General features: G+C 69.0%; 22 protein-coding genes and 1 tRNA gene. 12 read left to right on the top strand and 11 right to left on the bottom strand.

Going from position 1 to position 24,617, the window contains the following annotated elements; genetic code table 11:
* Positions 1 to 53: 53 nt before the first annotated feature.
* Together IU476_RS27455 and IU476_RS27450 are read left to right on the top strand one after the other, a co-directional pair.
* On the top strand, positions 54 to 1,082 hold the full coding sequence (locus IU476_RS27455) for an FAD-dependent oxidoreductase (protein WP_195104882.1): 1,029 nt from the start codon (positions 54 to 56) through the stop codon (positions 1,080 to 1,082).
* A gap of 128 nt (positions 1,083 to 1,210) precedes the next feature.
* Positions 1,211 to 1,600, top strand: coding sequence for a hemophore-related protein (locus IU476_RS27450; protein ID WP_195104880.1), 390 nt, complete (start codon positions 1,211 to 1,213; stop codon positions 1,598 to 1,600).
* Between the two features lie 18 nt (positions 1,601 to 1,618).
* Here the strand turns inward: IU476_RS27450 and IU476_RS27445 are convergent, their stop codons facing one another.
* Positions 1,619 to 2,827: a sensor histidine kinase gene (locus IU476_RS27445; RefSeq protein WP_195105191.1), complete on the bottom strand. Its 1,209-nt coding sequence runs from the start codon at positions 2,825 to 2,827 to the stop codon at positions 1,619 to 1,621.
* On the bottom strand, positions 2,824 to 3,480 hold the full coding sequence (locus IU476_RS27440) for a response regulator transcription factor (RefSeq protein ID WP_195104878.1): 657 nt from the start codon (positions 3,478 to 3,480) through the stop codon (positions 2,824 to 2,826). The genes IU476_RS27445 and IU476_RS27440 overlap by 4 nt, the downstream gene beginning before the upstream one ends.
* Before the next feature lie 144 nt (positions 3,481 to 3,624).
* On the opposite strand from IU476_RS27440, the gene IU476_RS27435 reads away from it, so the two are divergent.
* A tRNA-Asn gene (locus tag IU476_RS27435) sits at positions 3,625 to 3,697 on the top strand.
* Between the two features lie 97 nt (positions 3,698 to 3,794).
* On the opposite strand, the gene IU476_RS27430 is transcribed toward IU476_RS27435, so the two are convergent.
* From IU476_RS27430 to IU476_RS27415, 4 genes are all read right to left on the bottom strand, one after another.
* Positions 3,795 to 5,096, bottom strand: coding sequence for a tyrosine-type recombinase/integrase (locus IU476_RS27430; RefSeq protein WP_195104877.1), 1,302 nt, complete (start codon positions 5,094 to 5,096; stop codon positions 3,795 to 3,797).
* 26 nt (positions 5,097 to 5,122) lie between these two features.
* Positions 5,123 to 5,395, bottom strand: a complete 273-nt coding sequence (locus IU476_RS37255) for a helix-turn-helix transcriptional regulator (RefSeq protein ID WP_195105161.1) — start codon at positions 5,393 to 5,395, stop codon at positions 5,123 to 5,125.
* 460 nt (positions 5,396 to 5,855) lie between these two features.
* Complete coding sequence (locus IU476_RS27420) at positions 5,856 to 6,836, bottom strand: TRM11 family SAM-dependent methyltransferase (RefSeq protein WP_228824430.1); 981 nt, start codon at positions 6,834 to 6,836, stop codon at positions 5,856 to 5,858.
* A 65-nt stretch (positions 6,837 to 6,901) separates the two neighbouring features.
* Entirely contained in the window at positions 6,902 to 7,564 is a 663-nt protein-coding gene (locus IU476_RS27415) for a hypothetical protein (RefSeq protein ID WP_195104865.1), read from the bottom strand.
* A 476-nt stretch (positions 7,565 to 8,040) separates the two neighbouring features.
* Between IU476_RS27415 and IU476_RS27410 the strand changes: the two genes are divergently transcribed.
* The 7 genes from IU476_RS27410 to IU476_RS27380 all read left to right on the top strand — a co-directional run bounded on the left by IU476_RS27410 (position 8,041) and on the right by IU476_RS27380 (position 19,045).
* Entirely contained in the window at positions 8,041 to 8,964 is a 924-nt protein-coding gene (locus IU476_RS27410) for a hypothetical protein (RefSeq protein ID WP_195104863.1), read from the top strand.
* The gene (locus IU476_RS27405; RefSeq protein ID WP_228824429.1) at positions 8,955 to 9,371 is read left to right on the top strand and encodes a pilin; all 417 of its coding nucleotides are present in this window, start codon (positions 8,955 to 8,957) and stop codon (positions 9,369 to 9,371) included. The genes IU476_RS27410 and IU476_RS27405 overlap by 10 nt, the downstream gene beginning before the upstream one ends.
* 3 nt (positions 9,372 to 9,374) lie before the next feature.
* Positions 9,375 to 11,285 (top strand): TrbL/VirB6 family protein, encoded by a 1,911-nt coding sequence (locus tag IU476_RS27400; RefSeq protein WP_195104861.1) that lies wholly within the window; start codon positions 9,375 to 9,377, stop codon positions 11,283 to 11,285.
* Positions 11,282 to 15,118 carry a TraG/VirB4 family ATPase gene (locus IU476_RS27395; protein WP_195104859.1) on the top strand — a complete coding sequence of 1,279 codons (3,837 nt, stop codon included), beginning with the start codon at positions 11,282 to 11,284 and terminating at the stop codon, positions 15,116 to 15,118. The genes IU476_RS27400 and IU476_RS27395 overlap by 4 nt, the downstream gene beginning before the upstream one ends.
* A 106-nt stretch (positions 15,119 to 15,224) precedes the next feature.
* On the top strand, positions 15,225 to 16,928 hold the full coding sequence (locus IU476_RS27390; RefSeq protein ID WP_195104857.1) for a type IV secretory system conjugative DNA transfer family protein: 1,704 nt from the start codon (positions 15,225 to 15,227) through the stop codon (positions 16,926 to 16,928).
* An 84-nt stretch (positions 16,929 to 17,012) separates the two neighbouring features.
* Positions 17,013 to 18,047 carry a replication-relaxation family protein gene (locus IU476_RS27385; protein ID WP_195104855.1) on the top strand — a complete coding sequence of 345 codons (1,035 nt, stop codon included), beginning with the start codon at positions 17,013 to 17,015 and terminating at the stop codon, positions 18,045 to 18,047.
* Positions 18,048 to 18,085: 38 nt separating this feature from the next.
* On the top strand, positions 18,086 to 19,045 hold the full coding sequence (locus IU476_RS27380) for a C40 family peptidase (protein ID WP_228824428.1): 960 nt from the start codon (positions 18,086 to 18,088) through the stop codon (positions 19,043 to 19,045).
* Between the two features lie 215 nt (positions 19,046 to 19,260).
* Here the strand turns inward: IU476_RS27380 and IU476_RS37250 are convergent, their stop codons facing one another.
* Entirely contained in the window at positions 19,261 to 19,620 is a 360-nt protein-coding gene (locus tag IU476_RS37250; RefSeq protein WP_369123138.1) for a GNAT family N-acetyltransferase, read from the bottom strand.
* A gap of 533 nt (positions 19,621 to 20,153) precedes the next feature.
* On the opposite strand from IU476_RS37250, the gene IU476_RS27370 reads away from it, so the two are divergent.
* Positions 20,154 to 20,441: a hypothetical protein gene (locus tag IU476_RS27370; RefSeq protein WP_195104851.1), complete on the top strand. Its 288-nt coding sequence runs from the start codon at positions 20,154 to 20,156 to the stop codon at positions 20,439 to 20,441.
* A gap of 135 nt (positions 20,442 to 20,576) precedes the next feature.
* The gene (locus IU476_RS27365; protein ID WP_195104849.1) at positions 20,577 to 20,990 is read left to right on the top strand and encodes a pyridoxamine 5'-phosphate oxidase family protein; all 414 of its coding nucleotides are present in this window, start codon (positions 20,577 to 20,579) and stop codon (positions 20,988 to 20,990) included.
* 31 nt (positions 20,991 to 21,021) lie between these two features.
* Here the strand turns inward: IU476_RS27365 and IU476_RS27360 are convergent, their stop codons facing one another.
* The 4 genes from IU476_RS27360 to IU476_RS27345 form a co-directional block, all read right to left on the bottom strand.
* Positions 21,022 to 21,246, bottom strand: a complete 225-nt coding sequence (locus IU476_RS27360; protein ID WP_195104847.1) for a hypothetical protein — start codon at positions 21,244 to 21,246, stop codon at positions 21,022 to 21,024.
* Between the two features lie 78 nt (positions 21,247 to 21,324).
* Positions 21,325 to 22,164: an IS21-like element helper ATPase IstB gene (istB, locus tag IU476_RS27355; RefSeq protein ID WP_195104845.1), complete on the bottom strand. Its 840-nt coding sequence runs from the start codon at positions 22,162 to 22,164 to the stop codon at positions 21,325 to 21,327.
* On the bottom strand, positions 22,161 to 23,798 hold the full coding sequence (gene istA / locus IU476_RS27350) for an IS21 family transposase (protein WP_195104843.1): 1,638 nt from the start codon (positions 23,796 to 23,798) through the stop codon (positions 22,161 to 22,163). The genes istB and istA overlap by 4 nt, the downstream gene beginning before the upstream one ends.
* Before the next feature lie 158 nt (positions 23,799 to 23,956).
* Positions 23,957 to 24,124, bottom strand: coding sequence for a hypothetical protein (locus IU476_RS27345; protein WP_195104841.1), 168 nt, complete (start codon positions 24,122 to 24,124; stop codon positions 23,957 to 23,959).
* Positions 24,125 to 24,617 lie beyond the last annotated feature (493 nt).

Here is a 24,617-nt window from a genome sequence, read left to right as displayed (position 1 = left end):
ATCGACGGCAGTCAGTGGGAACCCATCGCTCGGCCGAACGCTAGGAGCCACACATGGTCACGATCATCGGCGGCGGCATCGCCGGCACCGTCCTGGCCGGCGCGCTGGCCGGGCACGGGCGCCCGGCCACCGTCTACGAGCGGCAGGCGCACCCGCGCAACGGGCAGTTCCTGGTCCTCGACGGCCGCGCGCACGAGACGCTGACCGGCCTCGGCGTACCCGGCGACCGGCTGCGCGCGGCCTCCCATCCGCTCACCGCGCTGCGCATCGCGTACACCACCAACGAGCGCACCCGCCCGAGCGACGGCCACCGCCTCTACTTCCGCGACGACCTGATGCGGGTGCTCGGCGAATTCGCCGCCGCCGCGGGCGCACAGCGGCACGACGCCACCCCGATCACCGACCTCGATCCCGCCACCGGCACCTTGACCAGCGGCGACACCACCCTGCCCGCCGACGGCCCGATCATCGCCGCCGACGGCACCGACTCGCTCGCCCGCGCGCGGCTCGAGCCCGGCCGCACAGCCGAGTACGCGGGGCAGACGGTGATCTACGGGACCACCACGCGGCCGGTCCGGCCGGACAGCGAACCGTCGGTCCTGCACTTCCAGGGCCAGGTCGGCGACGGCGTGCTGCCGAACAGCACGTTCGGGCACTTCTGGAACGACGGCGTGGCCGTCTGGTTCGCCCGCCTCACCCGGCCCGAACTGCCGGCCGACCGGATCGGCGGGCATCCGGTGCGGGAGTGGGCCACCGCCGTCCGGCTCGCCGCCCCCGCCATCGCGGATCTCGTCGACACCATGCTCGCGGCGACCGAGACCGTGCGAGTCATCAACGCCCGCAACGTCCCGCTCGCCACCGCGCGGCCGCCGCGCGCCCCGGTCATCCTGTGCGGCGACGCCGACCACGCCCTGACCCCCGCCGCCGGTGTGGGCGCCCGCGACGCCATCGAGGACGCGGCCGCGCTGGCCGACGCGTTCACCGGCGGCACGGACCCGGCCGCCGCCATGGCCGAACGCCGCCGGCAGATCGTCGAGGAACGCGACCGCATCGCGCGGCTCTACGAGCGGGCGCGCGGCTAGGCGGAGTCGCGACCTCTCCCGATCCGGTTGTGCCGCAGCGCCCTAACGCCCCGCAAACGGCGCCGCTGGTGGACTGGGCGCCGAAGCCGCCGAGTCCGGCGGCCGGACAGCCGAATGAGAGGACCGAGATGTCGGTGACGAGATTCATGCGGGGATCGCTGCTGGTGGCGGCGGCGTGCGCGGGTGTGGTGACGGTGGCGGGGACGGCGTCGGCGCAGCCGGGCGAGCGTCATCCGCTGGCGGAGTCGACGTGTTCGGCCGCGCAGGTCGAGGCGGCGATGCGCGACCACGCACCGCAGTTCGCGGCCTATCTCGACGAGCACCCCGACCATCGCGCGAAGTTCGAGCACATGTTCTCCGTGCCGCCCGAGCAGCGTCGCATCGTCATCCGGGAGCGCGGCGAGGACGGGCCGCCGCCCGGGGAGGGCCGCGACCGGATCATCCTGCGCGACGATCCGCGTTTCGCCGGACTGCCGCAGCAGATGCGGGTGGTCGCCGATACGTGCCACCAGTACTGAGCGGCGGGCCGCTCGGATTCAGAGTTGTTGCGTGACAGGCGTATTCGTGGGCACGTGCACGGGAAGCTCGACGGTCAACCGCAATCCGCCGCCGTGGCGTGCGGCGGCCGTCACCGTGCCGCCGTGCGCCTGGGCGACCGACCGCACGATCGAAAGCCCCAGGCCCGCACCGCGTCCCAGCGCCGCGTCCGCCCGGCGGGTGGTGGCGGTGAGGCGGCGGAACGGCTCGAATAGGCCGTCGAGGTCGTATTCGGGCACCTCGGGTCCGGTGTTGTCGACGACGAGGCGGCAGCGCCCGTCCGCTGCCTCGGTGCGCACCGCGACCCAGCCGCCCGGCTGGTTGTAGCGGATCGCGTTGTCGAACAGGTTGTGCGCCAAGCGTTCCAGCAGCAGCGGGTCGCCGGCGACCGGTGCGACGGCCAGGTCGGTGCGGACCTCGACCTCGGCGGTCCGCGCCGCCTCCGCACAGGTGCCGGCGACGTGCCGGACGATCTCGGCGAGGTCGGCGGCGCGGTGTTCGGTCAGCCGCTGCTCGCTGCCGGCCAGCACCAGCAGTCCGTCGATGAGACGTTCGTGGCGGCGGTTCACCTCCAGGAGGGTGCTGCCCAACTGCCGCAGCGATTCCGGGGCGTCGGGGCGATCCAGCGCGACCTCCAGCAGCGTCCGGTTGATCGTCAGCGGAGTGCGCAACTCGTGCGAGGCGTTGGCCACGAACCGGCGCTGGCTGTCGAAGGAGCGGTCCAGGCGCTCCAGCATGGCGTCGAAAGTGTCTGCCAGCTCGGTGATCTCGTCGCGCGGGCCGTCGAGCGCGATCCGCTCGTGCAGGTTGTCGTCGGCGACCCGGCGCGCGGTCGCGCCGATCTGCTGCAACGGCGCCAGCACCCGCCCGGCGAGCAGCCACCCGAATCCCGTCGCGGCGACGCCGACCGCGCCCAGCGCCACCAGCGACCAGGCCAGCATCGCGTGCAGCGTGGCACGTCGCTCCGCCTCGGCCTGCGCGGCCACCGCGGAGGCCAGTTCGTCGATCGCGCCCACCCGCACCCGCGACTGCGGCGTACCCAGATACTCGCGCACGATCAGTTGCGCGCCGCCACCCGGCCGCCGGCCCAGCCACTGCTCCATCGAGAAGTACAGGACCGCCACCAGCACCGCGCCGGCCAGGAAGAACGCCCCGGCGTACAGCAGCGTCAGGCGGAACCGGATGGTCGGCCGCCAGCGGCGCGTCACCGGAGTCGATAGCCCACGCCGGGCTCGGTCACGATCAGGTCCGGATCGCCCAGTTTCCGCCGCAGCATCATGATCGTGTACCGGACCACGCCCGTGAACGGATCGATGTTCTCGTCCCATGCCTTCTCCAGCAGTTGCTCCGCCGACACCACGCCCCCGTCCGCCCGCAGCAACTCGGCCAGGACGGCGAACTCCTTGCGCGACAACGCGATCGGCGCGTCGTCGCGGGTCACCGAACACCGGTGCAGATCCAGCCGCACCCCCGACCGCGCCAGCACGGGCGGCGCCGCCGGCCGCGACCTGCGCCCCAGCGCCTGGATGCGCGCCACCAGTTCGGCGAACGCGAACGGCTTGGTCAGATAGTCGTCGGCGCCCAGCCCGAGCCCCGCCACCCGATCCGGCACCGCCGCCGCGGCGGTCAGCATCAGCACCCGCGCCGCCCCGCCCGCCGCCACCACCCGCGCGCACACCTCGTCGCCGCCGACCACCGGCAGATCCCGGTCCAGCACCACCACGTCGTAATCGTTCACCCCCACCCGCTCCAGCGCCGCACCCCCGTCATAGACCACATCCACCGCCATCGCATACCGCCGCAACCCCGCCCCCACCGCATCGGCCAGCAACTGCTCGTCCTCGACCACCAGAACCCGCACCCGCCCATCCTCCCCCGCCCCCCTGTTAGGTCCCTGTGAGGAAACCCCCCACCCCATCCCCCCAGCTAGACCCCCGATTTGGGCCCCCGACCACGCATACGCTAAAGTTTCTCCTCGGCCCGCCCGGACGGACGAGCCAAGCAGTCCCCTATAGCTCAATTGGCAGAGCAGCCGACTGTTAATCGGCAGGTTTCTGGTTCGAGTCCAGATGGGGGAGCATAAAACACCAGGTCAAGTGCTGACAGCAGAAAGCCCAGTCCAGTCGGACTGGGCTTTCACCAAGAATACGCCAAGAATTCAGCGCCGGGGTTTCGTCAGCTGGTCATTCCCAGCCCCAACCCAAGTTCCAGCACCGCCGACGAATCCGGTGCCTGCTCGGGCGACACGATGTAGTGCCGCTCGGTGACACTCTCACGCGAATGCCCCAGCTGCTTGGCGGCCGTCTTCGAATCCGATGCTTCGGCGATCAGCGTGGCGACGGTCTTCCGGAACGTGTACTGGGTGACGTCCTTGTACAGGGTGCCGCGTGCGTCCCGCCATGTCCGGTTGAAGTTGTGCGGATCGCGGAGCACTCGGCCCCTGCCGGGGAACACCAGCGGGACGTGATCCTCCACTTCCGTTACGGTGCCACCCACTTCGCGAAGCGCTTTCACCGCGCACATCCGCGCATGCTCCGGGTCGGCGTGCAACCGCTTCAGCATGCGGGTCGTGAACTCGGGAAGAGCGATGACTCGGTGTCCCGCGTCGGATTTGGTCCACTCCTGCCGAAACAATCCTTTGCCAGCGATCCTGACAACCGTCGCAGAGACGGTGAACGTCGCCGGTTCCGTCTCGAGATCGAACTGCGACCAGGAAGCCGCGAGCGCTTCTCCCGGCCGAACGCCAGAGCCGAGAATCAGGTCGGCAACATCCACGACGACCCGGCTCCGGCGGGGACCGTGCGTGTATGGGGGCGTTCCCGGGATCTCGTTGCCTGCCAGCCATTCCCGAAGCTGGGCGCGCAATCCCTCCAGACGTTCCCGCTCGATGGCATGCGGTCTGGTCTTACGTCTGCGCATGCGCGAGGTGTCGCGCACGGGATTCTCCGGCAGGACGCCGTACCGGACCGCTGTCCCCATGACGCCGGTCAGGATGACTTTGTGCAATCGCGCCTTCGACTTCAGCCCGGCGGCGACGAGCGACTGGATGTGTTCATCGAGTCGGCCCGTGTCCGCTTCCCAGACACGGAGGTTGCCGAGAGCAGGCCGTAGTTTGACTGTGTGCGTGGCGGCGCGCTTGTCGTCGCTCGCGTCTATCTCGCGCTTGTACAGGTCGTACGACTGCTGGCTTACACCTTCGTCTCGTTTCATCTCGTCGAGCCACATGTCCATCAGAACCGTAAGCCGGGTATCCCGGGTGACCTTGCCGCGCGTGCGGCCCTTGTACTGTCGCTGACGGGCTGAGAGTTTCTTCCTCAGCCCGTTCTTGGCCTTGTTCTCTGTCGACCCGAAGGCGTCCACGAGACGGTTTCTGCCGTCGTAGTCTCGGAACGTGGCCCACGCTCTCCAATTCCCGTCGCCCTGTTCCTTGGTGCCGATATCGCCGTAGGTGCCGAGTTCGGTGGCTGGTCTTGGCATTGGACTTCCCCTTTCTTCGGCGTGGTTTACGCGGCTTCGGGCTGTTCTTCGGTGTGGACCATGTGGGCCGCGAGATAGGCGTCCAGATCCGTTATCTGGTACATGCACGCGGTACCGGACGGCTTCGAGTAGCGGGGACCATGCCTCTTAGCAGCCCAGTTCGCCAAGGTTCGAGGGTGGACGCCTAGATAGTCGCCCGCTTCCTCCCGTGTGAGCCACCGTTTGCCATCGATATCGCCTGACCGCGAACCGACACATCGGCGCGATCGACGGGATTCTTCTCGGCCGTGTATCGGCATAATCGTTCCTCCTAAGGCTTTTTCGTTCATCGCCACTCCTTCTTCCGGTGGTTCCTTCCCGACTTCGGGCGGGAATGGTTCCCGGGCTTCTTTCGCGTCGCCATCGGATATCGGAGACGTCACTCATTCCGTGAAACGGGTGTGCCGATTCCGATATCGGTGAAATGTCGGCGCGGACCGTAATGGACGCTCCGTGAACCCGAATTTGTCAAGCGGAATCTTTTGCCGCGCCGCTGTCGGCCACCGATCCCCGGGGCCGTATTCGTATTCGGAAACCATCGTCGACACGCACAGCGGGCAATCCTGGGCACCACAACGGGCCACCGGCTCCCCGGCTACCGCGCCGGGCCCGCCGGGGCCGAACGGTTCGGTCGGCCGGGGCGTCGTCTGGCGTTACGAAGATCCGTTGACCCCGGGGGCGGAGCGTCTCTCCGCTCCCCCGGGGCCAGATCGTTGGGGATTAAGCTGCCAGGTCTCCGGCTTGTCCCGTCTCCTGCGACGGGATGGCTCGCAGCGTCGAGTGTGGTCGGAAGCGGCTGGCTTCAGGCGTGGTCCTGTGAGTTGCCTCGGCGCGAAAGACCAGGACATCTTCGTGTGCGATGAGTGCCAGGGGCAGGCCCGCGGCACGATTTTTGCGGACGAAATCGCGTTGGAAGAAGCTGGGGTGCGCGACGATGTCGTTGTTGGTCAGCCTCCCCAGCAGCGCGACGGCGCGGTCGACGGGCACCAGCCCGGCGGTGGCGGCGCAGCGGGTGAGCAGCGAGGGCAGATCGACCAGCTCCGCGTGCTGCCGCCAGGGGCGGGCGGTGACCACGACGTGACCACCGGGTGTGAGGTAGTCGGCGGCGGCGGTGAGGATGCGGGTGAATCCGGACAGTAGGCGGGGCACGCCGACGTTGGCGAGGTTGCCGCGATCGAGGGTGTTGCCGTAGCGGTGATTGCGTTTACGGACTCCTTCCCCGGCACGGACCCGCACGTGCCCGTGAATCGAGTCGCCGTACGGGGGCGAGGTGACGATCAGGTCGACGGCGCCGCGCAGCTCCTCGGGCAGCACGATGGCGAGTTTGCGGGCGTCGCCGGTGTAGACGACTGCTTCGGTGTCGTGCCCGGCGTCGGCGGCGAGGGCGAGGTTGTCGCGGGCGATCGCGGCCCAGCGGTTCTCGTACTCGATGCCGATGGCGCGGCGGCCGGCGTGGACGGCCTCGACCAGGGTGGTGCCGATGCCGCACATGGGGTCCATCACCAGGTCGCCGGGGTTGCTGTAGCGGGTGATGGCCTCGGCGGCGATGCGCGGCAGCATTTTCGCCGGGTGCGCCGACGAGTCGCGGGTGTAGCGGGAACCGCGCTGGGCAGCGGGGCTGGCCTGGGCGGTCGCCCACACCGACACCGGCGTCGGGGTGATGTCCGGAGTGTGGCTGGGCATGGTGTCGGGGGCAGACATGTGCGGATCACCTTTCGGTAGCGAGCAATGGTGCGCTGGGGGCGCGGACGGGCGGGGTCCGGGTCTCATGCGGTGGCGGTGAGGTCATGGGGTTGGAGGAAGACCAGGACATCGATGTGCACTGGTTCGGTGGCGGCCACCTCGGCCGGGCCGGTCTCACCAGGGTCGCCCGGGTCGCCGGAACCGGCCGGACTCTCGGCGGGGCCGGGGTGTGCGGGGGTGGGGACGATCTCGTCGTCGTGGATGGGGGCGGCGACGAGGTGTTGCAGATAGAGCAGATCGGTGTTCTGGGCGGCGGTGACCAGGTCGCCGGTCAGGTTGTGGAACACACCGTCGTGGTCGTGGTGGCTGCGGGTCAGGACCACCAGCAGTCCTCCTGCCCGGAGCCGGGATGCGGCCACGTCGGCCACCATCCAGGGGCGAAGGCCGGGCGTGCCCGGCAGGGTCGCGGCGATGATCAGGTCGGTGTCGGCGAGCTGGGTCTGCCCGGGTGCGGGTGCGAGGATGCGGCCGAAGTCACCGACCAGGCGCTCGGCGGCGGGTGTGCGCGGCATCAGCAGGACGCGGTCGTCGGGGGCACTGTATTCGAGCAGACTCCGGGCCAGGACGCGGGGCGGCCAGGAGTCGGCCACCTCGATAGGGGTGGGCCCGCACGCCCACAGCGTCGAGTGGGTCACTGCGGTCGCGGTGCGGGGTCGGCTCGTGCGGGCGGGCTTGCGTGCGGTCATCGGGATGTACCTCGTTCCGGTCGGCGAGTGAACAGGGGTGGTTCAGCGGGAGGACTCTGTTCCGCGACCGGTTTCCGGACATCCATCGAGAGAAATTCTTTTCGACCATCCCGAGCACAGCAGCGTCGACAGTCGGCAAGGAGATCCGCGACGGCAAGGTGCCGCTGCGGTTCGGCGTCCGGTCAAAGATTTTCGAGGTTGGGTGACACGGGTTTCGTGTGGCACTGGTGTGACAGTCGCGCGCCGGTGCCACACCGGCGCAACACGACACATTCATCGCAGGTAGCAGCCATTTCATGACCCGAGGGCCGATAGGGCGTGCGCCGCTGCCTCACCCCGGGTTTACCAGTGCCTGAATCTGGTGGTGAATTAGCTCGGAGATTCTTTTGAATTCGTTGTGAGGTTCTTCTGACACGGTTGTGTGGACGCCGTCACATTTCCTTGTCCGGTCGAATTCACCGAGCACAGGAGTTGCGATGTCGAATTCACCAACGCCCGAAGGCCGTATGGCGCCGAGGCCGCTGACAGTGATCCGGAAACGGTTCCGTGAGCTGGCGGATCGGCCGGTTGGGGGCCTGCCGCCGGGCTGGGACCGGATGAAAGCCGGGCGGATGGCCGGGCGGCTGTTGTCTCCGCGCGTTCCGGCCGGGGAGGTCGATGCGGTCTGGGTACAGCTGATCGAGCAAGCGCGGACCAGGGACGAAACCGCGGTGCTGATCTGCGTGGGCACCGCGTTGCCGATGCTGCACAAGGTCGCCGCGTGGCTGTGCGGGCACCCGGCCCATCGCGCCGACACCGAGTCGATGGTGGTTGTGGCATTCCTGGACGCGGTCTCGCAGATCGACCTGACACGCCCGAACGTCGCAAGTCGGCTGCGGTGGGCCACCTTTCATCGGACCTGCCCGCCGGTACGTGAGCGCAAGCAGGCACCGATCCCGGTGCTGTGGTTCAACGACGGCCCGATCCCCGACAAGGACCACATCGTCTCCTCCCCGCCCCACGGGCATCCGGAGCAGCTGCTGGCCCTCGCCGTCGGCGAGGGCGTGATCAGCACCACCGACGCGATACTGATCGCCGACACCCGCTTGAACCACCGGCGGCTCACCCACGTCGCTGCCGAAACCGCGACCGGCTACGAGGCACTCGCCAAACGCCGCCGGCGTGCCGAACAACGCCTTGCGGTGTGGCTACGCCAGCGTCTCGCCGACACACAAACGTCCAGCGACGTCGAAACCGCTGCGCTCGATCACCTCACGCCGCACCCCGCACCAGCGACTCAGCGACGGGACTCCGCACGACCAATGTCCACACACCGGCGCGGACCAGGAGTCCTCCCCATGCCCGAGTCCGTGCCCAGCGCGGACCCCACCACCGCGGAGGAAAACCCCCGATGCGCATAACCCCCCGTTCCCCCGATACCCCGCCCTCGACCGCTCAGGCCTCCGGCTCGCACCACACCCGCCGCCGTTCTCACCACCGGGCCCGGAGCATCGCGACCGCCGAGGCCCTCATCGTCGTCACCGTGTGTGCGGCGGCGGGCCGGGCCCACGCCGCACCGGAGGTGCTGGCTGTAGCGGGGTCGCTCAACGAGGTCGCCGACAATCTCCGCAACTGGCTGGTCGCGATCCTGGCCACGATCGCCACGACCTATCTGACGGTCGGCGGCGCCCGATACCTGCTCTCGGGCGGGGACGCCGGCGAGGTCGAACGCGCGAAGGCGGCGCTGCGCGCGGCGATGATCGGCTACTGCCTGGCCATCCTCGCCCCAGTCGTCGTGGCCGTCCTCAAGTCACTCGTGGGGGGCTGAGCCATGCCGATCACCGTGTCCGCCCGTCCGGCCCGGCACGGCCCGCTGCGAGAAGTGCGGCGGTGCTGGCTGCTGATGGTGCTGCCCGTCCTGATCTGTACGGCCGGAGTCGCCCCGGTCTGGGCGAGCCCGGATACCACCACGCCGCCACCGGTAGCGACCTCCCCGGCCGTGCCCGTCCCCCGCCCGCAGACACCGGCACCGGTCACACCGGCGGCACCGACCCCGCCGACCACCGCACCGACGGCACCGGCACCGCCGCCGGGACTGCCGTGCGCGCAGACCAGCGGCGGGTGCGCTCAGCAGCCTGAGACCCGGCAAGGTCCGCTCGCCGCTCCCGAACCCGAGTGCGGCCTGGACAACATCAGCGGCTGCGTGGTCAAGGCGATGGACGGGTTCTTCTCCACGCTGGTGTCCTCGGCGCTAAACCCGCTGCTGGAGTTGCTGTCGACCACCCTGCTGGCGACGCCGGACCCGGCGAGCCTGCCGCGAGTCGGTCAGTTGTGGACCTCGTCGTGGCAGATCACCCTCACCCTGTACGGGCTGCTGGTGATGGCCGCCGGACTGCTGCTGATGTCGTATCAAACTCTGCAGGAACGGTGGTCGCTACGCGAGATCGCCCCCGGCCTGGTGTTGGGCATGATCGCCGCCGCGCTGAGCTTCCCGCTAATCACCCAGGCCGTGCGAGCCGCGAACACCTTGTCGGTCGCGGTCGCCGGGGACGGCGTCGATCCCGACTCGGCCGGGCAGGCGCTACGGCAGCTGGTGACCGTGAACTCCGACAGCATGATCGGCCTGTTCGGGCTGCTGCTGGCGGTGGTGCTCGTCGTGCTGGTCGTCGGTCTGCTGGTCGGGTACGTGATCCGGGTCGCGGTGACGATCGTGCTGATCGTGGCCGCACCGCTGGCGTTGATGTGTCACGCGCTGCCGGTCACCGAGCCGATCGCCCGCTGGTGGTGGCGGTCGATGGGGGCCTGCCTGGCCATCCAGTTCGTGCAGAGCCTGACCTTGATCACCGCGACCCGCGTGTTCCTCACCCCCGGCGGCTGGCGGATGTCGAGCGACTCCGACGGCGGAATAGTGGACCTGATCGTCGCGATCGCATTGGTCGGGGTGCTGGCAAAGACCCCGTTCTGGATGCTCTCGGCGATGCGGATCGGCTCCGGCCGCTCCCTGGCCGGTGGCATGGTCCGTAGCTACCTCACCTACAAGACCTTCGGGCTGCTCCGCCACCGATCCACCACCGCCACACGCAAATCCACCTCGCGCAAGCCCGAGAGCGACGCCTCGGATCCCTACCGGCACGTGCAGACCGCCGCCAACGGGCAGATGCTGCTGCCCTTGCAGGGCCTCACCCGCACTCCCCGGAAATCACCGCCACCACTGCCACCCGATCCGACATCCGGTCACCGAAGCCCAGGCTCGCGGCCGTCATCAACCACTGGCCGCCAGCTGGAGCTGCACCTGTCCAGACCTGCCCGGCCGCTCCCGCGCGAAGCGCCCCGACCGGACGGCCAGTACGCCCTGTTCTACGCCACCCCCGCCACGAAGCCTCCGGCACGACGTCGTCCGTCTCCGGCGAATGCCACGCCCGCGGCCGGTCCTCCGAGCGGCGTACCGGCGGAGCGGCGCGCCGCGAAGGGCCGCCAGCTGGCGCTGCGGTTCCCACCCCCGCAACAGTCCTCACCACCGGCACAACCTCGGGATGTCTACGCGCGCCCGAAAGTGACCGCGCAGGGCCAGTACGTCCTGCCGCTGGGCGTGACCCGGGTCCGGCGACCGGCCCCGCCGCCCGCACCGGCCTGGATCGCGCCGCCCGCGCCCCGGCCCGCCGGTCGGCAGTTGCATCTTCCGCTTCCCGACCTGCCCGTGCGCCGCCGCCTGCGGCGCGATACCGGAGGAGGTTCCAGGTGAACTCCTATCGCATTCCCTCGGATGTGGAACGGCCCGACCGCATCGTCGGCCCGTTCACCGCCCGCCAACTCGCCCTGCTCGCCGCGACCGGGCTGGTCCTGCTGCTGGCGTGGGCGAGCACCCGCACGATGCTGCCGATCACGATGTTCACCGGGCTCGCGGCCCCGGTCGCAGCGGTCGCGACCGCGCTCGTGCTCACCACCCGCGACGGGCTCACCGGGGATCAGCTGCTCGTGGCTGGGCTACGCCACCGGGCGCGGGCCCGGCACCTGATCGCCGCGCAGCCCGGCGACGACGGCCAGGGCGCGGCGGTGCCGCGCTGGGTGAACGACCGCGCGCACGGGCCGCGCCCGCCCACCGCGCACCCGATTACCTCTCGCACCGTCACCCTGCCGGGGGCAGTCACGCCGGGCACGGGCCTCGGCGGCGGGGCCGGGGTGGTCGATCTCGGGGAGGAGGGGATCGCGGTGATCGCCGCCGCGTCCACCCTCAACCTCACGCTGCGCACCCCTGCCGAGCAGGCCGGGTTGGTGAGCGCGCTCGCGGGCTGGCTGCAGAGTCTGTCCGGGCACGGGGTGCAGATCCTGTTGCGGTCGATCCGCTTGGACGTGACCGGCCACCTCACCGACCTGCACACCGCGACCGAACAGATGCCGCTCGAAGTGGCCGAGTACGCCCGCGACCACGCCCGATACCTGGCCGAGCTGGCCGACGACGACACCACCGCCCGACGCCAAGTCCTGCTGGTGTGGCGTGAACCCGTCGACCCCGCGACCCGGCTGGCGACCTCACCACTGGGGGGACTCACCCCGCGTGGCCGCCGCGACCGCCAGCTCTCCGCCCAGGCCCGCCACGCCGCCGAAACCCGGCTGCTCGCCCGCGTCAGCGACGCCACCGATCTACTCGCTCCCCTCGGGGTCGGGGTGCGGGCCCTGGACGAGACGCAAGCGCGAGCGATCCTGACCAGCTGCACCAACCCCGCCAGCCTCGTTCCGTTCGGCGCACCCGACGCTGCCGGACCTGGCGAGATCATCACCAGCTCAGCCAGCGAGTTCAGCGGCGCCTGGTTCGACGTGACGGACGTCGACGACGAGCACGAGCCGGACGCGGCACCTCGCCGCCGGGCACGCGGCCGGGTCCGTTATGGCCGAGTATCACGCCGGGGTGGGAGTGTGGAGTTCGCGCCGGAGTCGTTGACCATCGGTGCGCGGCATCTTCAGGTGGGCTCGGACCACGTCGCCACGATCGCGGTCACCGGCTACCCGCGCGAAGTCACGCCCGGCTGGCTCGCGCCGCTGGCCGCGTTCGGGGGCCGGGTGGACATCGCCCTGCACATCTCCCCGATCGACCCGCATCAAGCTGCCGTGCGGTTACGCCGCCAGATCGCGCGCCTGGAATCTTCGCTGGCGTCGGCGGCGGTCAATAATCGGGTCGGTGATCCGGCGGTCGAGGTCGCCGCCGAAGACGCCGCCGCCCTGGCCGCCCAGCTCGCCCGCGGCGAGTCCCGCCTGTTCCGCGCGGGACTGTATCTGACCGTCCACGCCGACACCGAGAACGAACTCGCCGGACAGGTCACCGCGCTGCGGACACTGGCGGCGAGTCTGCTGATCGACACCTGCCCGCTCACCTACCGCGCCGTGCACGGGTGGACGGCGACGTTGCCGCTGGGCCTGGATCCGGTGCGGCTGCACCGCACCTTCGACAGTCACGCCCTCGCCGCGGCCGTCCCGTTCGCCTCCGCGCAACTCCCGCCTGACGACCCGATCTCCACTCACCCGGCCGGGGTGCTGTACGGGCGCGACGGCGCGGCCGGGCTGCTGTTCCACGACCGCTTCGCCCCTGGGATGCACAACCACAACGAGGTCATCCTCGGCCGGTCCGGTGCCGGCAAGTCCTATCTGGCGAAGACCTCGATTCTGCGGTCGCTGTATCGCGGGATCGAGACCGTCGTCATCGACCCCGAAGACGAATACGCCGCCCTGTGCGACGCGCTCGGTGGCACCCACCTGCGCCTCGGCGCCCCCAGAGTCCGGATCAACCCCTTCGACCTCGACATCCACCTCGACCAGCGCACCGGTCACCGCACCGCCCCCGCCGACGCGCTGCTGCGGCGGAAACTGCATCTGCACACAGTGATCGCGGTCCTGCTCGGCGAGCAAACCTCCGCCCAGCGCGCCGCCCTGGACACCGCCGTCACCGCCACCTATGCGGCGGCCGGGATCACCGACGACCCGGCCAGCTGGGTCCGGCCCGCGCCGACGCTGAGCATGCTGCGCGACCAGCTCGCCGCCACCGGCGACCCGGTCGCGGCCGACCTGGCGGCCGGGCTCGCCCCCTACGTCGCGGGAGGTGCGTTCGCCGGGCTACTCGACGGCCCGACCAGCCACCAGGTCGACGGCGAGTTGATTGTGTACTCGATGCGCGAGCTGCCTGCTGAACTGAAAACCATCGGCACCCTGCTGGCGTTGGACGCGACCTGGCGGCGCGTCAGCGACCCCGGCCTGCGGCGAGCGCGGGTGGTGGTGGTCGATGAAGCCTGGCTGCTCATGCGGCAGCCGACCGGGGCGGAGTTCCTGTACCGGCTGGCGAAATCCGCGCGCAAATACTTCGCCGGACTCACCGTCGCCACCCAGGACGCCGCCGATGTCCTGTCCACCGATCTCGGGAAGGCGATCGTCGCCAACGCCGCCACCCAGGTCCTGCTCCGGCAAGCCCCGCAGGCGATCGACCAGGTCGGCGACGCCTTCGCCTTGTCCGAGGGCGAGCGGCGCTTCCTGCTCGCCGCCGACCGCGGCCAGGGCTTACTCGCCGTCGGAGCCCACCAGCGCACCGTCTTCGGCTCGGTCGCCTCGCTCGCCGAACACCAGCTCGCCACCACGTCACCGGAATACGACCTGCCCGGCACCGACGAGTTCGGCTACCTGGACCTCCCCGCAGACCTCGGCGACAGCCACATCGACCTCGGCGCCGACGAATTCACCGGCGACATAGATGCCGGCGTCGGCGACCCCGGCACTTCGGCCTCGACCACGAGCCCGCGCAGGAGGCCGCCGTCCGCCAAGGCCACCAGCCGCAGCAGGAGGCAGCATGATGCACACCGACTTGCGCGCCCAGCCGACTCCCGGTCCCGGCAGTCACGGCGGGCTCATCGGGGAACTGCTCACCCGTCCCGGCCCGCACCTGCCGCACCTGCTCACCGCCGCCGGACACGCGGTACTCCTCGCCGCCACGGTGGCCGCCGTTGTCCTCGGCGGCGTCGCTGTGTCCGTGTGGGTCCGTCGCCGCCGCGAGCAGCGGTGGGCCGAGGGGGCGCGGCAGGTGGAGATCCTGGTCCCGCCGCAGGTAGCTCCCGACAGCGCGCAGGTGTTCTGGGAACACCTGCACGGCGCGCTCGCCCGCCGCTGGTGGCAGCGGTGGTGGTCCGGGCAGCATCTGCTCGGGTTCGAATACCGCATCAGTCCCGGCGAAGGCGCGAGCATCCGCGTGTGGGTGCCCTCGTGTGTCCCGCCGCATCTGGTGGAGAACGCCGTCACCGTCGCCTGGCGCGGGGCCCGCACCCACACCACCGACGCCGCGCCACCGCTACCGGTAACCCCTGCCCGACAGCCCAGCCTGCTCGCGGGCGGCGAACTACGGCTCACGCGACACGCCCGCTGGCCCATCCGCACCGCCTTCCCCGGCGACCCCGCCGCCACCCTGATCAACGCCGCCTCCGCGATGGAACCCGGCACCACCGCCTGCGTGCAAGTCCTCGCCCGCCCTGTCACCACCAGACCCGACCAGCACACCGCCAGCTCCGGCACACCAACAGCATTCGCCGGGCTCCTTACTGATTTCCTGCGGGATTTCTTGGGCCTGTTCCTGCCAGGCCCGGTGCGCGGCAGCCGGACACCGGCCCGCCCGCAACCGAAGCGCGGGTACGGGCCGGGTGATCGGCAGGTGAGCCTGGAGCAGTCCGCGCGAGATCACGCCGCCGCAGGCAAGGCACTCGGGCCGCAGTGGGCCACGGTCGTGCGCTACGCCGTCACCGCGCCCGTCCCGGCCGACGCCGACAAGCAGACCTGCGCGCGGGTCGCCGCGATGGTGCGAGGCCGCGCGCACGCGGTGTCGTCGTATCTGTCGGGAGCCTCGGGCCACAACCACTACCGTCGCCGCCGCCATCCCCGCCTGCGGGAGGCGCTCACCGCACGACGGCTCGGTCGCGGTGATCTGCTGTCGGGCCCGGAGCTGGCGGTACTCGCGCACCTGCCCACCGATCCGGCGATCGCCGAGATCCACCGGGCCGGAGCCCGCGCCCTGGCGCCCAGCGAGGTCGTCGTCTTCGGCGGACCCGGCACCAAACCGCTCGGCCGCGCCGACGCCCAGCGAGGCCGCCCCGTCGCGATGCGCGTCGCCGACGCCCGCCACCACGTGCACATCCTCGGCCCGACCGGATGCGGGAAATCGACCCTGCTGGGCCGGATGATCCTCGCCGACGCCGACGCTCGCCGCGGGCTGGTCCTGATCGACCCCAAAGGCGACCTCGTCACCGACGTCGTAGCCCGCCTGCCCCAGCACAGTGCGGAGCGGGTGGTGTTGTTCGACGCCGCCTCCACCAGCCCGGAACCGTGCCTCAATCCCCTCGATGTGATCACCTTCGGCGGAGACCTCGACCTGGCCGTGGACAACGTCGGGACCGTGTTCGCGCGGATCTACCACCAGTTCTGGGGCCCGCGCACCGACGACCTGTTCCGCAACAGCCTCAAGACCGTCTGCACCCAGCCCCGACCCGCCACCCTCGCCGACGTCGAACGTCTCCTCACCGACGACACCTACCGCGCCCGCCTCACCACCGGCGTCAAAGACCCTGTCGTGCAACGATTCTGGCGCGCGTTCGACAGCCTCGGCGACTCCGGACGCGGCCAGCTCACCGCCCCGCTGCTCAACAAACTCCGCCACCTGCTGTTGCGCCCGTTCGTCAAGGCCGCACTGGCAGGCGGGCCCGCGACCGTCGACCTGCGCGCGGTACTCGACCACGGCGGGCTGGTCCTCGCCCGCCTGCCCAAAGGCCGCCTCGGCGAGGAAACCACCCGGCTACTCGGCGCGCTTCTGGTCGCACGCACATGGCAGGCCGCCACCTCCCGCGCCGACACCCCCGAGGCACAACGCCGCGACGCGGCCCTCTACCTCGACGAATTCCACAACTTCCTGCATTCCTCGACCCCGGTGGAGGACATGCTCGCCGAGGCCCGCGCCCAGCGACTGTCCATGGTCCTGGCCCACCAGAACCTCGGCCAGCTCACTCCCACACTGCGCGAAGCGATCTCGACCAACGCTCGCAACAAAATCTATTTCGCTGTCTCGCCCGAGGACGCCCACAACCTGGCCCGCCACACCAGCCCGCAACTGTCCGAACACGACCTCGCCCACCTCGACGCCTACCACGCCGCCACCCGCCTGGTCGTCAACGGACAAAACACCGCCCCCTGCACCGTCGCCACCGAACCACTGCCCCCACCGATCCTCGGACGAGCCCGCCACATCCGCGCCGCCGTCCGCACTCACACCACACCACACCGGCAACCGCCAAGCCCGCCCGTTCCCACAACCCAGGAAACGCCGCCCGCACCGAAGGCTCCCCGCCTCGACCCACGCCGCCGGTAACACCTGCCAGCACAACAGTTTCCGGCGCTCGCCGCCCCGCCATGCCCGGCGCTTCACCTCGCCGCCGATCGGAGGTGCACTGCGATGACCCCCACTCCACGATCCGCTCCGCCCACAACCCACGCCCCCGCGCACGACCGCCCACGCTCGGCTAGGCCGGTGCTGGCCGGGCAGGCGAGGCTGGCCGGCATCCTCACCGCCCGGGACCGGTGGCTGCTGTGGATGCTCTACGAGCACCGCGTCCTCACCACCACCCACATCGCAGCCCTTGCGTTCACCGCGCCCCGCCGCGCCACCCGCCGCCTCCTGCGGCTGCACGAAGCCGGGGTCATCGACCGATTCCGGCCCCGCCGCCCCGTCGGCACCGCACCCTGGCACTGGATCCTCGCCCCCGCCGGAGCCGCCGTACTCGCCGCCGAACACGGCCTCGACATGCGCGAGCTGCGCTGGCGCCACGACCGCGCGCTCGGCCTCGCCCACAGCCTCCACCTCGACCACGACATCGGCGTCGCCGACTGGTTCACCACCCTCGCCACCCACCCCGAACCAGTCCTCACCGCATGGTGGTCTCAGACCCGCTGCGCGCGGCTTTGGGGAGACCTGTCCCGTCCCGACGGCTACGGACGCCTCGACCCCATCCCTGGTACCAACGCCCGGCGAGACGCGGGCGCGCTGGAGTTCTTCCTCGAATACGACTGCGGCACAGAATCTCTCACTCAACTGAGCCGCAAACTCGACGGATACGCGAACCTGGCCGCCGCCACCGGAATCACCACGCCGCTGCTGATCTGGCTCCCCACCGGCGCACGGGAAGTCACCGCCCGTGCCACACTCGCCGCCACCGCCGCCGGGCTCGAGCACCCCGACACCGTGCCGATCGCCACCGCCGCCGCCGACCACACCCCCGCAACGGGACCGGCCGAGACAGTGTGGCTGCCGCTGCACCCTCCACCAGCCCGGCCAGGCCACCGGATCACCCTCACCCACCTCACCACCGCCTGGCCGCACCTGTCGCTCACCCCTGCCCCAGCCAGCGAGGCCGAGAGCGGCACCGCCGTCGACCGGCGCGTCGCCCTCCCACCCCCGCCGCCGCGCCCGCCCCAGCACGGGAGACTGTGATGTTCCGGCTCGCCGCGGGCACCGGAGGACTCGCGCTGATGACCGCCGTGACAATCGGCGCGTTCACCGTCACCGTCGTCGTGATCGAGGACGCCCGAACCCACACCGGCATCACCGCGCCGGACTCAGCCGGGCAATCCACACCGAGCCCGGACGCGGTCGCCGACATCCCCGCCGACACCCTCGTCCTCTACCGCCAGGCCGCCTCGGACTGCCCCGGACTGGACTGGACCATCCTGGCCGGCATCGGCAAAGTCGAGACCGACCACGGCCGCTCCCGCCTCCCCGGAGTCGCCGACGGCGAAAACAGCGCAGGCGCCGCAGGACCCATGCAATTCCTCCAGGCCACCTTCGACTCGATCACCGCACACCACACCCTGGCCGCGGGCGGGGCGAGCCCGCCCTCGCACTACAACCCCAGCGACGCCATCCACGCCGCCGCCTTCTACCTGTGCGACTCCGGCGCCCCCGGCGACCTCCACCGCGCCCTCTACGCCTACAACCACGCCGACTGGTACGTCCAACTCGTCCTCGACCAAGCCGCCCGCTACCGCGCCACCCCGGCACCGGGCAGCGGCGACTGCCGCACGATCCAAGCCGCCAACCCCGCTGTCGTGCAGGTGATCTCGTTCGCGTGCGCCCAACTCGGGCAACCGTACGTGTGGGGCGGCAACGGCCCCGAAACCAATGGCGGCTGGGACTGCTCCGGACTCACTAAAGCCGCCTACGCCACCATCGGCATCGACCTGCCCCGCACCACCTACGACCAAGTCCACACCGGCCACCGCATTCCCGCAAACGCCATCGAGCCCGGCGATCTCCTGTTCTTCGGCACCGCCGACGACGTGCATCACGTCGGTCTCTACCTCGGAGACGGGAAGATGATCCACGCACCAGACTTCGGAATCCCTGTCCGGATCGACGACTCGTATCGAGACGATTTCTACGCCGCCACCCGGCCGTCCTCGCCCATTCCCGCTGCAGGTTCACATGACTGACTGTGCCCTCGTAATCATCCCGCGGTCACGCAAGACCAGTGGGAAGTCTGCGGCAGGTCTACTCCGAGCGGCTACACTCACGGCTCCCGGGTACCGGCGAAACGCTTGCGTCAGCCATCGGGCCGAGACCTGTTGACGTCGGGAAATCTGACGTTCTCGAACGCACGCTCATGCCGAGTTGGGTTCCTCGGCACAGCAAGAGGTACACGCTTCAGTCAATGACCGGGTTTCTGGCCCGTAGCGGTACGACGGAAGTGGGTCATGTGCTTCTGCAAATCGATCCGAATACCATCACCACCCTTGATCCGGTAATGGGCCGTCGTGAATTCGTGCTTGAACCCGGCCCGCTTAGCAGCGCACTGGCTGGGCCCGTTCTTGATATCGATATTCAGCCAGAGTTGGGTGTTCTGGAGCGCGTGGTGATTTGCGATCGCGGTAAGCATTGCTGTGCCATACCCCTGTCCTCGACGCGGCGGAGCCACGCACAGCTCGAACGGCCCGGACGGGCGATCGTCCGCGTCCTCGGGCAGGTGCCCTGAGATGATGTCACCGCAGTAGTCGTGGCACGGCCACACCTTCCCCGCGATCCATCCGATCGGCACTTCCGCGCACAGATCGCGGACGACCCACGCGTGTGCACTGATCAGCTCGACTGTCTCGTCCCTGCGATCTCTGCGCTTCAGTGGCTAGACGGGTGGATTCAGGCAGCGGTTCCAGGTGAATTCGGGAGTCGTTCGGCGTCGCGAGCGGCGATTTGTGCAGACGAAAATTGACAGCACCTGCTGCTGTCGGAGGGCGGGTCGGTGGGTGTGGGTCCAGTTGACCGGAAGCTGGCGGGTCTGGCGCGGTCTGGCACTGCTAGGGCCTGTTGACCGAAGGTGGTGGTGCGAGCTGGGTGGTGGTGTCACACTGGCAGGTACGTCACAGGTTGTGACGCACCTGTTGGTGGAGGGCACCCGTGTTCTCACCGGCCGATCGTCGGTCGTGTCGAGCGTGTGCTCTCGCTCCGCCGGACCGGGAAAACGTGACCCGGATCGGTGCCGTCGCCTTTCGGACTGGCCGTCTTCAGGATCGTGAACGATCAATTGGGAGACGGGGCGAGTTCTTCGTGACGGAATCTATGGCCGAGGATCTGTTCGCTGGTGTCGGTGAGGACGTACTCACGGTGCCGGTCGAATTCGCCTACCATGCGGACCGCCTGGTCGGGCACTTGTTCGAGGCCGGTCTCGGTCTGCACCGGCTCCGCGCTGGGCTGGACCCCCACGCCGGCGAGGGCTGCGCTGCCGCAGACCTGCGTGTGGGCGTGGACGCGGTGCTCGACACCCTGGACACAGTGATCCACGACACCGGTCTGGCGATCGTGGCCCTCATCCACGGCAGCGAATACCCGCCATAGCGGACAGCCCCCGATATCATCTCCGACACCGCCGGGTCGCTTCGGCCGAGGCCGGAGACGGACCGGTCCAGGCGGCACGCCCAGCGCGGCGCAGCAAACCCTGGGCCTCCGGGCAACGGAAACGGGGCGTCAGGAATGGGAACGGGACTGAACGAACGTGGCGACCTGCCGGTATTTCCGCTGGTGACGGCGCTAGGGTTGTTGGAGCAGACGAGGGTCGGGCGCCTGATCTACATCCACCACGCGCTACCGACCCTGCACCCGGCCGGACACCTGCGCGAGGGACCCGACCTGATCGTCTTCCTGGCCCGCTCGGTCACCATGAGCCCGCACCGCCAAGTCGTGTCGTATCAGGCTGACGCCCCCGACCCCGCCACCGGCCGCCGCTGGTGCGTGCTCGTCACCGGGATCTGCACCGAGATCACCGACCCCACCGAGAAACTGCACTACCGCACCCTGCTGCCCGCCCCGGTTCCCGGCCCCCGCCCTCGCCTGCTGCGGATCCACCCCGAACTGGCCCGGCGCATCGAGAACCTCGACGACTCCTGATCAACAGATCTGGACCCACGTGCCGGGTCGTTCAGTGGCCCGGGTCGGGTTCCTGGTCAGCTTCGGCGGCGCCGGCGAGTATCACGGCCGTGAAGCGGTAGAGGTCGGCGCGCAGGGATTGCGCGGAATAGGCGCGGCCAGCGAAACGGTCCAGGCGGATGCGGGCCTGCTGGTCGGTGGCGAGCCAGTCGTTGATGAACTGGAGCAGTTCGGCGAGCTCGGTGGCGTCGCCGCCGATGCGGCTGTTATCGGACATCCCGGATGGTCCCGAATTGTGGCGCGACCAGGTAATTCCAGACGAATCTCGGCGTCACCTGGTTGTCGCGGTAGCTGGTCAGGGTTGGGGTTGCAGCGCCTGCTGTTCTGCGTCTTTCGGCGGCATGGTCTGCGCGGCGACTTGCGCGGTGCGGGTCAGGCGGTAACTTTGAGTGCCGGTCTCGATGATGTGTCCGCCGAAGGTCAATCGATCGACAATGGCCGAGCACAGCCGAGGATCGGTGAACGTTTTCGTCCATCCCCCGAACGACTCGTTGGATGCGATGGCGACACTGCTCTTTTCCTCCCTCTCAGTCAGAACCTGGAACAGCAGCTCGGCGCCGCGGCGGTCCAGGGCCATATATCCGAGTTCGTCAAGGCAGAGCAGATCCACTCGACCGTAGCGGGCGATGGTTTTGGTCAGCACCTTGTCATCGGCGGCTTCGACCAGTTCGTTGACGAGTTTGGTAGCCAGGGTGTATTTCACGCGGAAGCCCTTCATCGCGGCCTCGGTGCCCAGCGAGATCAGCAGATGACTCTTACCGGTGCCCGAATCGCCAATCAGACACAGCGGCAACCCTTTCTCGACCCATCCGCAGGTGGCCAGGGTGTGGATGAGCGCGGCGTCGATGCTCGGGTTGGCGTCGAAATCGAAGGCGCGCAACGACTTGTCGCGTGGGAACCCGGCCGCGCGGATGCGGCGCTCGGAGCGGCGTCGGGCGCGGTCGTCGCACTCGGCCAGCAGCAACTCGGCCATGAACGCCCGATACGACATCTGCTCGCGTTCGGCGGTGTCGGCGATCTCGCCGAACTGCTGACGAATCGTCGGCAACCGCAACATCCGACATGCCTGGTCGATCGACGCGTCGGCGGCCTGCTCGGTCATGCCGCGGCGTCGCGGCGCACTGGGGATTGTCATCGGGTAGTTCCTTCTCTCGGTGGGTACGGGCGGCGCAGCAGCTGGTCATAGATGGCCACCGACGGCAACGGCCTCAGATCGGGTGGGAGCTGCGCCAGGCGACGCGTGGTCAGCGACGACACGATGGTGGGCTCGGCGTCGGGGACGTCGAGGTCCACTGCCGGCGGTGGTGGCGGTGTCGCGTCGGCGATCTTGCGGGCCTCGAGAGCGACAGCGTCGGCGGTCAGCGCGCCGACCGACAGTGCGACCTCGAGGCCCGCGATCACCTGGGCGTGGGGCATGTGCCGGTGCAACAGCAGCACTTCGATGAGAGCGCGGGTGCCGTCACGATCCCCGTGCGCTTTGCGCGCAGCGGCCCACCATGCGTCGTGAGCGGCGGTGAACTTGCCGGCCAGGCGAGCCTGTTCCAACGCTGTTGCCCCGGCCAGTGCCCCGGGCTTGCGCATCAGCCCTTCGAGATAGTGGTCGAGGTCCATGCGGGTTTGTGCCTTGCCCGCGATCCGTTCGTGCCGGGTGACCTCGACCCGGCCGTCGTAGACGATCAGCAGTGAGGCGTGCAGCAACACCCGCAGCTGACGCCCGATCAACCGGACCGGAACGCTGTAGCGATTGGTGCGCACCGTAACCAACGAATACCGGTCGACCCGCGGGGTGAACCACAACCCGGTCTCGAAGTCCTCCTCCGGCAACGGTTTCAGCAGTGGTCTTTCGACCTCGAAATGCTCACCGACCGTCCGGGCGCGCGCACCGATCCGGCGTGTGTCATCGGCGAAGTCCCAGTCATCGATCTTCGCGTTCAACTCACCTACCGAGTTCACAGACGGGACGGGCACGAGGTGATTGCGACGAAACCAGCCGATATCGCCTTCGACACCGCCCTTTTCGTGAGCTCCCTGCTCACCGGGCTGACAGTAGAAAACGTCAAGATCATAATGAGACCGGAAAGCCGTCCACCGATCCGTCTCCACACGCAACCGCGACAACCCGATGACCTGTGCGACAGCCGCATTCAGATTGTCGTATCGAACCTTGCCGAACGGCACCCCGCCCAGCACGCGGAACGCGTGAACGTGCCCCTCGAAGAACGCCTCCTGCCCACCCGAGGTCGAAATTCGATGAATAGCCTTGCCGGAGAATGAGAGCCGGAACGAGAACAAGAACATCTTGACCGGCTCGCCACGAAGCTCGACCACGAGTTCACCGAAATCGACCTCGGCCTCGTCGCCGGGCCGGTGTGTCTGGGGAATGAACACCTCGACCGGGCCACGCCCGGCCGCCGCCCGGATCTGCGGCGCCCGGGTCGCCACATACTCACGCACTGTCTCGTAGGAGACGTCGATCATGTGCTGCTCGTCGATCAACCGGGCAAAGATCCGCCGCACCGTATGCCGTTGCTTGCGTGGCGCATTCAGATCGGTGCGCAACCACTCATCGATGGTCGGCTTGAACTCATCGAGCTTGGACGCTCGCGGCGGATACTTCTTGCGTTCGGCCGGCCACGCCGAGTTCAAGGCCGCACGAACCGTGCGATACGAGACGTTGTACTTGCGCTCCAACGCCCGACCCGACATCCCCGCCCGCGAATCCCGACGAATCGCGGCATACAACTCCACCTTGGACTGGCGAGGCGGCAACGACGGCTCCTACCACACGGGTTCCGGCGTCGACGCAGCACACAGAACGTTGCGGCGCAACCTACCACCATCCGATCCAGGTGACGTCAAAATTCGCCTGCACCAACATCTTCAGATCGAAAGCGCTGCCCAGATTCCCCCGCAGGTGCTGTCCGAGATCACCCGCACAACCACTTCAGCGATTTGGCCTGAGACAGCTTGCCATCAACTCGATAGCCAGGTGGGAACCAGTGCTCCTGAGTGGTGGCCTCATGATGTCGGAACCACGAGTTAACGATTGGCGCATCGATGTCCATTGAATCGTCGAGCCAGATTTCAGGAACCACGCCCGTCATTATGTCGTCAACTACCGACAGGCCCGAGGGCTTGTCGGTTTGACAACCGCCTGGCCTCGGACACCAGGGACGGTTGGGGTGTTGGGGAGGCTGTGCCGGAGCATGGGCTCATGCGAGCCCAGAACGTGCGGTTTGACGATGCCGTGGTGTTCAATGGTGCGTCCTCCGAGCCCGAACCAAGGCGAGATAGAGAGGGCCCAACCCTGCCCAGACAGCCAAAATGATCGAACTGGCCTTGGGAGAATAGGATGCACTGATCAACTGCGCCATGATTCGTGTCCGATGCAAGATGACCTGACGTATTGCCACCCTTCCGGCGCAAGAACCATAGCTCTGCCACTAAACTGACGTATGGCTCTAGGGCCTGTCTCCCAATAGATTTTGCATGACCAGCCCGAACAGCGGGCCGGTCATGCATTATGGTCGCCGTGGCGACACTGACCGGTGATCGGTACCAGGTGCTGACGGACAAGCAGTGGGAGCT

Origin of the sequence: Nocardia blacklockiae (assembly GCF_015477355.1) — a bacterium.
GTDB classification, from domain to species: Bacteria; Actinomycetota; Actinomycetes; order Mycobacteriales; family Mycobacteriaceae; genus Nocardia; species Nocardia blacklockiae.
This window is presented reverse-complemented; position numbering and strand designations above follow the sequence as displayed.

What these genes read in the sequence shown, in the direction of transcription:
- IU476_RS27385 (WP_195104855.1), top strand. Translation starts at nt 17,013, where the DNA reads ATGACCCCCACTCCACGATCCGCTCCGCCCACAACCCACGCCCCCGCG.
- IU476_RS37255 (WP_195105161.1), bottom strand. Translation starts at nt 5,395, where the DNA reads ATGCCGATACACGGCCGAGAAGAATCCCGTCGATCGCGCCGATGTGTC.
- IU476_RS27420 (WP_228824430.1), bottom strand. Translation starts at nt 6,836, where the DNA reads ATGTCTGCCCCCGACACCATGCCCAGCCACACTCCGGACATCACCCCG.
- IU476_RS27380 (WP_228824428.1), top strand. Translation starts at nt 18,086, where the DNA reads ATGACCGCCGTGACAATCGGCGCGTTCACCGTCACCGTCGTCGTGATC.
- IU476_RS27415 (WP_195104865.1), bottom strand. Translation starts at nt 7,564, where the DNA reads ATGACCGCACGCAAGCCCGCCCGCACGAGCCGACCCCGCACCGCGACC.
- IU476_RS27400 (WP_195104861.1), top strand. Translation starts at nt 9,375, where the DNA reads ATGCCGATCACCGTGTCCGCCCGTCCGGCCCGGCACGGCCCGCTGCGA.
- IU476_RS27410 (WP_195104863.1), top strand. Translation starts at nt 8,041, where the DNA reads ATGTCGAATTCACCAACGCCCGAAGGCCGTATGGCGCCGAGGCCGCTG.
- IU476_RS27365 (WP_195104849.1), top strand. Translation starts at nt 20,577, where the DNA reads ATGGGAACGGGACTGAACGAACGTGGCGACCTGCCGGTATTTCCGCTG.
- IU476_RS27405 (WP_228824429.1), top strand. Translation starts at nt 8,955, where the DNA reads ATGCGCATAACCCCCCGTTCCCCCGATACCCCGCCCTCGACCGCTCAG.
- istB (WP_195104845.1), bottom strand. Translation starts at nt 22,164, where the DNA reads ATGACAATCCCCAGTGCGCCGCGACGCCGCGGCATGACCGAGCAGGCC.
- IU476_RS27360 (WP_195104847.1), bottom strand. Translation starts at nt 21,246, where the DNA reads ATGTCCGATAACAGCCGCATCGGCGGCGACGCCACCGAGCTCGCCGAA.
- IU476_RS27430 (WP_195104877.1), bottom strand. Translation starts at nt 5,096, where the DNA reads ATGCCAAGACCAGCCACCGAACTCGGCACCTACGGCGATATCGGCACC.
- IU476_RS27455 (WP_195104882.1), top strand. Translation starts at nt 54, where the DNA reads ATGGTCACGATCATCGGCGGCGGCATCGCCGGCACCGTCCTGGCCGGC.
- IU476_RS27450 (WP_195104880.1), top strand. Translation starts at nt 1,211, where the DNA reads ATGTCGGTGACGAGATTCATGCGGGGATCGCTGCTGGTGGCGGCGGCG.